Genomic DNA, 6,158 nt, shown 5'->3' on the forward strand with positions numbered 1-6,158 from the left:
CGCCTGTTGCTGCTTTTACAAGCGGCGGACCGGCTAAAAATATAGTGCCTTGATCTTTTACAATAATGCTTTCGTCTGCCATTGCCGGTACGTATGCACCACCTGCGGTACATAACCCCATTACCACGGCAATTTGTGGAATACCTTTACCCGACATACGGGCTTGATTGTAAAAAATACGACCAAAATGCAGCTTATCCGGAAATACATCGTCTTGCTCAGGCAGGTTAGCACCGCCCGAATCTACAAGATAAATACACGGTAAGTGGCAGCGCTCTGCGATGTCTTGTGCGCGTAAATGCTTTTTAACAGTAAGCGGAAAATATGTACCGCCTTTAACCGTGGCATCGTTTGCAATAATCATGCATTCAATGCCTTTAACACGGCCAATACCGGNGCTACAACACCGGCGCACGGTATTGCTTGTTCGTACACACCAAAGGCAGCAAATTGCGATATTTCTAAAAACGGTGAGCCTTCGTCAATTAACGTACTTATACGGTCGCGTACAAATAATTTACCACGGCCTTCGTGGCGCTCCTTTAGTGCAGCGCCTCCGCCTTGGCTAATTGTTGCTACTTTACTGCGTAAATCGTCCACCAGCGCCGACATGTTTTTGTGGTTTTGCACAAACGTTGGATCGTGAGGGTTAACGCTCGATTTTAAAATCGTCATGGTTTAATCCTTAACGGCTTTCAGTGAAAAGTTCGCGACCAATAAGCATGCGGCGTATTTCTGATGTGCCTGCACCAATTTCGTATAATTTAGCATCACGAAGCAGGCGGCCCGTTGCGTATTCGTTTATGTAGCCATTGCCACCTAAAATTTGAATCGCATCAAGCGCCATTTTAGTCGCAAGCTCTGCTGCATATAAAATGGCACCGGCTGCATCTTTACGGGTTGTTTCACCACGGTCACAAGAGCGAGCTACCGTGTACACATATGAGCGCGCAGCGTTCATTTGTGTATACATGTCGGCTACTTTGCCCTGAATTAACTGAAATTGACCAATAGGGGTGTCAAACTGTTTACGCTCGTGAATATACGGTACCACTATATCCATACACGCTTGCATTATGCCAAGCGGGCCTGCTGCAAGTACTACGCGTTCGTAATCAAGGCCACTCATAAGTACTTTAACGCCTTCGTTTAAGTTACCTAAAATGTTTTCCTCTGGCACTTCGCAGTTTTCAAATACCAGCTCACAGGTGTTTGAGCCACGCATGCCCAGTTTGTCTAGCTTTTGCGCCGTTGAAAAACCAGGAAAGTTGCTCTCAACAATAAACGCGGTAATGCCTTTAGCGCCGGCGTTTAAATCTGTTTTAGCGTAAATAACTAGAGTGTGTGCATCTGGACCATTGGTGATCCACATTTTATTACCGTTTAAAATGTACTTATCGCCTTTTTTCTCGGCTTTAAGTTTCATCGATACAACGTCAGAGCCTGCATTAGGCTCGCTCATTGCAAGAGCTCCAATGTGTTCGCCACTAATAAGCTTTGGTAAGTATTTTTCTTTTTGAGCTTGTGTACCGTTACGGTTAATTTGATTAACACACAGGTTAGAATGTGCTCCATAGCTTAAACCTATAGAGGCACTGGCACGGCTAATTTCTTCCATAGCAATAACATGTTCTAAGTAACCTAAACCGGCGCCGCCAAGTTCTTCAGATACGGTCATACCCAGTACGCCCATTTCGCCCATTTGTGTCCAAAGTTGATTTGGAAAAGCGTTATCTAAATCAGTTTTTTCAGCAAGCGGGGCAATCTCCTGACTCGAAAAACTGTTTACGTGGTCGCGGATCATATCGGCAGTTTCGCCAAGGCCAAAGTTCATTTCTTTATATAGTGAAATAGTGCTCATGATTCATTCCTGTGTGACGTGTGTGTTGTCAGTGTGTTTTTATTTTAAAAATAAACTTACTCGTCTATTTTGTTAAGGGTGTCGCGGCAGCGGCGCTCGGCTGTTACCAATTCCATAAGAACAACTTTAATGTCGTCCATTTGTTGAGATAGGTCTGCTTTTTTTTCTGAAATAAGGTCAAGCATGGTAACCAACTGCTTAGCGCTTGATTTATCTGCGTCGTACAGTTCAAACAAACGACCGGTTTCGGCCAATGTAAAGCCAAGGCGCTTACCGCGTAGTATTAGTTTTAAACGCACTTTGTCGCGTTTTGAATAAATACGGGTTTGCCCGTTTCGCTCTGGTGTTATTAGCCCTTGGTCTTCGTAAAAACGGATAGAGCGGGTTGTAATGTCAAATTCTTTAGCGAGTTCGCTAATGCTAAACGTTTGTTCATTACTTGCTGGTACATTAGATGAGCTTGCAAAGTTTGTTTGATTATCTGGTTTCATTTTTGTATTTACCTCATTCGAATAACCCCAATATAAGTGAAGTTGACGTAAAGGTAAAGCTTGGTGTGGTTTGAAAGTGTTTTTGAAGAGGTGTTGGTATTATTTTTTGCGTCATATTGTTAGTATTCAATGAGTTGACTTTATGTTGTAGACACAGCCTTACTGTTGGAAAATAATAATTACACTTTTAAAACCAAAAATTAAGTTGTTTTTAGTTGACGTTGGCGTAAACGTTAGTATTGTGTAAGGGTATTAAACAATTAATGAATACTAAATTAATAGAGCAAATATACTAACAACTATTTGCATTAAATTACAACGGAGTTAGTTATGACTTTAGAATCAGTGGTAATTGTAGCAGCAAAACGCACCCCAATGGGCGGATTTATGGGAGCGTTAAGTGATGCGCAGTCTACCGAGCTTGGCGCTACCGCCATTGCCAGTGCACTTGCACAAACTGGTTTAGCTAATAATGCAATAGACGAAGTAATAATGGGCTGTGTATTACCAGCAGGGCTTGGGCAAGCGCCCGCACGCCAAGCCATGTTAAAAGCAGGACTTGCACTTAGCACCGGCGCTACAACAATTAACAAAGTATGTGGCTCTGGTTTAAAAGCAGCCATGCTTGCAAACGATTTAATTAAAGCCGGCTCTATTCAATCTGCTATTGCTGGTGGCATGGAAAGCATGACCAACGCACCGTACTTTATTCCAAAAGCGCGTGGCGGAATGCGTATGGGGCATGGCGAAATAAAAGATCACATGATGAGCGATGGTCTTGAAGACGCTTACGACAACAAAGCAATGGGCTGTTTTGCACAAGACACCGCCGATGAATACGGCATTGGACGTGAGCAAATGGATACGTTTGCACTGGGCTCATTAAGTAAAGCAAAAGCCGCAATACAAAACGGTAGCTTTGATAGTGAAGTCGCACCGCACACAATGCAAACACGCAAAGGCGATGTAACAGTATCGATTGACGAGCAACCAGGTAACGCCCGTCCTGAGAAAATCCCTACCTTACGTGCAGTCTTTAAAAAAGACGGCACTATTACTGCCGCTAATTCATCGTCAATTTCAGATGGTGGCGCAGCGCTTATATTAATGAGCGAATCAAAAGCAAAAGAGCAAGGGCTAACACCGCTTTGTAAAATTGTAGCCCACAGCACACATTCTCAAAAACCAAGTGAATTTACAGTTGCGCCAGTAGGGGCAATAAGCAGCGTACTTGAAAAAGCAGGGTGGACAACCGCCGATGTTGACCTTTGGGAAATTAACGAAGCATTTGCCATGGTAACCATGCTGGCTATTAACGAGTTAAAACTTGATGAAAGCAAAGTAAACGTGAATGGCGGTGCATGTGCATTGGGTCATCCAATTGGTGCAAGCGGCGCGCGTATTTTAGTAACGCTTATTCATGCCCTTAAAAACCGAGGCCTTAAAAAAGGCATTGCGTCTTTATGTATTGGCGGCGGTGAAGCAGTTGCTATGGCCGTAGAAGCGTATTAACTAGGTATTAAATAGTTATAAGAAAGCTATACGAATAACTATAAAAGCGCTGCACTCATAATACTAACAAAGCGGCGCTACCAATTTTAAAGAGAACACACAACTCACACACTAGGATTTAATTATGCACCAAGTTCCACTACTTATTAATGGCGAATTTATTCAATCAGCGTCTAAAGAGCTTATCGACGTTATAAACCCAGCAACTCAAGAAGTACTTGCACAAGTGCCATGCACCACCGAGTCAGAAATGGACGCGGCAATTGCCTCAGCCTCTGAGACGTTTAAAACATGGAAAGACGTACCCATTACTGAACGTGCACGCATTATGATGAAGTACGCTGCGCTATTAAAAGAACATCACGATGAGCTTGCTACCATTATTTGCCACGAATTGGGTAAAACATTTGAAGATGCAAAAGGCGATGTTTGGCGTGGTATTGAAGTAGTAGAACAGGCAGCGAACGCACCATCATTAATGATGGGTGAAACAATGGAAAACGTAGCGCGTAAAATCGATACGTATTCTTACATGCAGCCACTTGGCGTGTGTGCGGGCGTTACTCCGTTTAACTTCCCTGCAATGATCCCACTTTGGATGTTCCCGCTGGCTATTGTGTGTGGCAACACCTTTATTTTAAAACCGTCTGAGCAAGATCCACTTACACCAATGCGCTTAGCAGAGCTATTTATTGAAGCCGGCGCACCAAAAGGCGTATTACAAGTTGTTCACGGTACAAAACCACAAGTAGACCGCTTACTAGAAGATAAAGCAGTGCGCGCTATTTCGTTTGTTGGCTCGTGTGGTGTAGGTGCTTATATTTATTCTAAAGGCACACAAAATCTTAAACGTGTGCAAGCGTGTGTTGGCGCTAAAAATCACATGGTTATTATGCCTGATGCAAGTAAATCGCACGTTGTAAACAACCTAGTAGGCGCATCGGTCGGTGCAGCTGGCCAACGTTGTATGGGTATTTCGGTTGCTGTATTTGTAGGTCAAGCAAGCGAATGGGTAGATGAAATTAAAGCAGGCTTTGAAAATGTACGCCCAGGCGTGTGGGATGATGCTAATGCGGCATACGGTCCACAAACATCAAAAGCAGCAAAAGCACGTATTTTATCACTCATTGCCGGTGGTAAAGAGCAAGGCGCTACCTGTTTAATTGATGGTTCTGACTTTACGGTTGAAGGGTATGAGCAAGGTAACTGGGTTGGCCCAACGTTATTTACTGACGTAACCAAAGAGATGGATTTATACAAAGAAGAAATATTTGGCCCAGTACTAGCGTGTATGTTTGTAAACACGCTTGATGAAGCAATCGCACTTATTAACGACAGCCCTTACGGTAACGGTACCTCGTTATTTACGTCAAGCGGCGCAGTGGCTCGTAAATTCCAACACGAAATTGAAGTGGGCCAAGTCGGTATTAATGTGCCAATTCCGGTGCCACTTCCATTCTTTTCGTTCACTGGTTGGAAAGGCTCGTTTTACGGCGATACACACACGTACGGTAAACAAGGTATTCGTTTTTACACAGAAACTAAAACGATTACCTCACGTTGGTTTGAAGACGACATTGCGTCTGGTCCAAACATGAGCATTAACTTAAAGTAATCATGATTAAAACGAATAACTAAATAACTAATAATAAAAAAGATGGGCGCGAAGGCTACTTCACACACAACACACATAAGTCTTCGCTGCTCGTCACTAACTATTCCTGTAATGGGAAAACGACACGCAACAACAAACACACAACTAAAGAGGTCTCTACCATGGACTTTAATTTATCAGAAGATCAACAAGCTTTTGCACAAACTGCACGTCAATTTGCAGAGTCAGAACTCGCACCCTATGCAGCAAAGTGGGATCGCGAACATATTTTTCCTAAAGACACGATTAAAGCAGCGGGCGAGCTTGGATTTTGTGGTTTATACACGCCAGAGGAAGCCGGCGGACTTGGTTTATCGCGTTTAGATTCGAGTATTATTTTTGAACAGCTTGCTATGGGCTGTACAGCAACCACGGCCATGTTGACCATTCATAATATGGCAACGTGGATGGTAGCAAGTTTTGGTACCGATGCAGTTAAAGATCAATACGTAGAGCAATTAGTAATGGGCGAGCTACTTGCCTCTTACTGTTTAACAGAGCCAGGTTCGGGTTCAGATGCCGCATCACTTAAAACTAAAGCCGTGCTTGAGGGCGATGAGTACGTTATTAACGGCTCAAAAATGTTTATATCGGGCGCTGGCGAAACCGAAGTATTAGTTGTAATGGCACGTACAGGCGG

The 6,158-nt window shown here is 43.5% G+C and carries 5 protein-coding genes and 1 pseudogene; 3 read left to right on the plus strand and 3 right to left on the minus strand.

Annotated elements, in window-relative coordinates; translation table 11 throughout:
- The 3 genes and pseudogenes from L647_RS01000000123530 to L647_RS0102680 all read right to left on the minus strand — a co-directional run.
- Positions 1-675, minus strand: a pseudogene (locus L647_RS01000000123530) (carboxyl transferase domain-containing protein); the annotation flags it as partial.
- Between the two features lie 10 nt (positions 676-685).
- Positions 686-1,861, minus strand: coding sequence for an isovaleryl-CoA dehydrogenase (locus L647_RS0102675; RefSeq protein WP_024609826.1), 1,176 nt, complete (start codon positions 1,859-1,861; stop codon positions 686-688).
- A 56-nt stretch (positions 1,862-1,917) separates the two neighbouring features.
- Positions 1,918-2,352 carry a MerR family DNA-binding transcriptional regulator gene (locus tag L647_RS0102680; protein ID WP_024609827.1) on the minus strand — a complete coding sequence of 145 codons (435 nt, stop codon included), beginning with the start codon at positions 2,350-2,352 and terminating at the stop codon, positions 1,918-1,920.
- Positions 2,353-2,682: 330 nt separating this feature from the next.
- Here L647_RS0102680 and L647_RS0102685 point away from each other — a divergent pair, with 330 nt between their 5' ends.
- The 3 genes from L647_RS0102685 to L647_RS0102695 form a co-directional block, all read left to right on the plus strand.
- Positions 2,683-3,864, plus strand: coding sequence for an acetyl-CoA C-acyltransferase (locus tag L647_RS0102685; protein ID WP_024609828.1), 1,182 nt, complete (start codon positions 2,683-2,685; stop codon positions 3,862-3,864).
- 124 nt (positions 3,865-3,988) lie between these two features.
- Positions 3,989-5,479, plus strand: a complete 1,491-nt coding sequence (locus L647_RS0102690) for a CoA-acylating methylmalonate-semialdehyde dehydrogenase (RefSeq protein WP_002961870.1) — start codon at positions 3,989-3,991, stop codon at positions 5,477-5,479.
- A 161-nt stretch (positions 5,480-5,640) separates the two neighbouring features.
- Positions 5,641-6,158 (plus strand): acyl-CoA dehydrogenase family protein (locus tag L647_RS0102695; protein WP_024609829.1); only part of this gene is annotated, 518 nt, incomplete at its 3' end.

Source organism: Pseudoalteromonas sp. TB64 (genome assembly GCF_000498095.1).
Taxonomy (GTDB): Bacteria; Pseudomonadota; Gammaproteobacteria; order Enterobacterales; family Alteromonadaceae; genus Pseudoalteromonas.

Bases quoted from the DNA above. Each gene is read 5' to 3' on its own strand.
- L647_RS0102675 (WP_024609826.1), bottom strand. From the start codon at position 1,861: ATGAGCACTATTTCACTATATAAAGAAATGAACTTTGGCCTTGGCGAA.
- L647_RS0102680 (WP_024609827.1), bottom strand. From the start codon at position 2,352: ATGAAACCAGATAATCAAACAAACTTTGCAAGCTCATCTAATGTACCA.
- L647_RS0102685 (WP_024609828.1), top strand. From the start codon at position 2,683: ATGACTTTAGAATCAGTGGTAATTGTAGCAGCAAAACGCACCCCAATG.
- L647_RS0102690 (WP_002961870.1), top strand. From the start codon at position 3,989: ATGCACCAAGTTCCACTACTTATTAATGGCGAATTTATTCAATCAGCG.